General features: G+C 31.7%; 2 protein-coding genes. Both read left to right on the forward strand.

The window, feature by feature from the left end; all coding sequences use genetic code 11:
- Positions 1 to 307: 307 nt before the first annotated feature.
- Positions 308 to 517 carry a helix-turn-helix transcriptional regulator gene (locus tag SPD53_RS19765; protein ID WP_336253580.1) on the forward strand — a complete coding sequence of 70 codons (210 nt, stop codon included), beginning with the start codon at positions 308 to 310 and terminating at the stop codon, positions 515 to 517.
- Positions 518 to 519: 2 nt separating this feature from the next.
- A complete protein-coding gene (locus SPD53_RS19770; RefSeq protein ID WP_033826664.1) occupies positions 520 to 954 on the forward strand; it encodes a hypothetical protein in 435 nt (144 codons plus the stop codon).
- Positions 955 to 1,175 lie beyond the last annotated feature (221 nt).

Consider the following 1,175-nt stretch of genomic DNA (forward strand, 5'->3'; position numbering starts at 1 on the left):
AACGCCAAAAGGTCTCTATTGTTATTGGAAAAGTAAATTCTACTCTTTGTTAATTTAGGCTTTAGATTTTTCCTTATGGAGTTTAATAATTAAGCCAAATACGTTCAAATTCATGCTTTATCTTGCAATTCCAAAAAAATTAAAAAAGCCGCGAATCCTTGAAATGTTAAGTTTTCTAAGGCTAAGTTTTGCAAAAAGAATTTCCTAACTTTTGAAAATATTCATTCCTCGGTTGATGCAAATAATCATTTACATTTTGTAATACTTATATTACAATGATAGTGATCTATTTTAGAAGGAAGGGAACTTGATGTTTGAGAATAGGGTTCGAGAGTTACGTGCACGGTTTAGATGGACACAACAAGACTTAGCTGATGCAATTGGCGTTACAAGGCAAACAATAGGATTAATTGAAAAAGGGGATTATTCCCCATCTGTAACGATGGCATTAAAAATTGCAAATGCTTTTAATGTTTCTGTTGAAGAAGTTTTTTATTTAAAGGAAAGGAATGATTAAACATGTTGAAACATATCTTACGTACACCATTAATACCGATGGGTTTATTTATACTGCTCATTACATTTTTGACACTTTCACTAACGAATACACTGGTTGTCTTAGCTAGATTATCTTTTGGGATATTAGTACTTTGTACATTTTTGTGGTTAACTTTTATAAAGCTTTACAACCGTAAGAATCCCGATAATCAAATTAAACCGTTTGGATTAATTCCACCTGAATTCCGCGAGATGGATGAGGGTCAACAGTGGGTTACCTATAAAGCTTGCCGGAATGTTTATATTTACTATAGTTTTGCACTGCCAATTATAGCGGGAGCTTGTTTTCTTTTTTCTGGTCATGTTCTTATTCCATTAATTGGTATAGGTGTAGTAGGTGTAGGACAATATATTGTTTATTGGCTAACTACTATTCGAGTATTAAATCGTATTTAACAGATTAAGGATTAAAGGAATATAATTACAAGAATTTGTGGAAGTATGAGTATATTTATGTATTAAATTTTGATCTTTGGGAGATTTAAAAATTGGTTAAAGTTAAAAAGTTGAAAGATTGTACAATAACAGATGCTGTTAATGCTTGGAATGCAGGATTTGAAGGGTATTCAATTGATGTCAAGATGACCGCTGATAGGTTTTTGGAAAGGATGGTAAAG

Origin of the sequence: Oceanobacillus sp. MO10714A, assembly GCF_037072045.1 — a bacterium.
Classification (GTDB): Bacteria; Bacillota; Bacilli; order Bacillales; family Amphibacillaceae; genus Oceanobacillus; species Oceanobacillus indicireducens.

Coding starts and splice junctions, on each gene's coding strand:
- SPD53_RS19770 (WP_033826664.1), top strand. CDS start 520: ATGTTGAAACATATCTTACGTACACCATTAATACCGATGGGTTTATTT.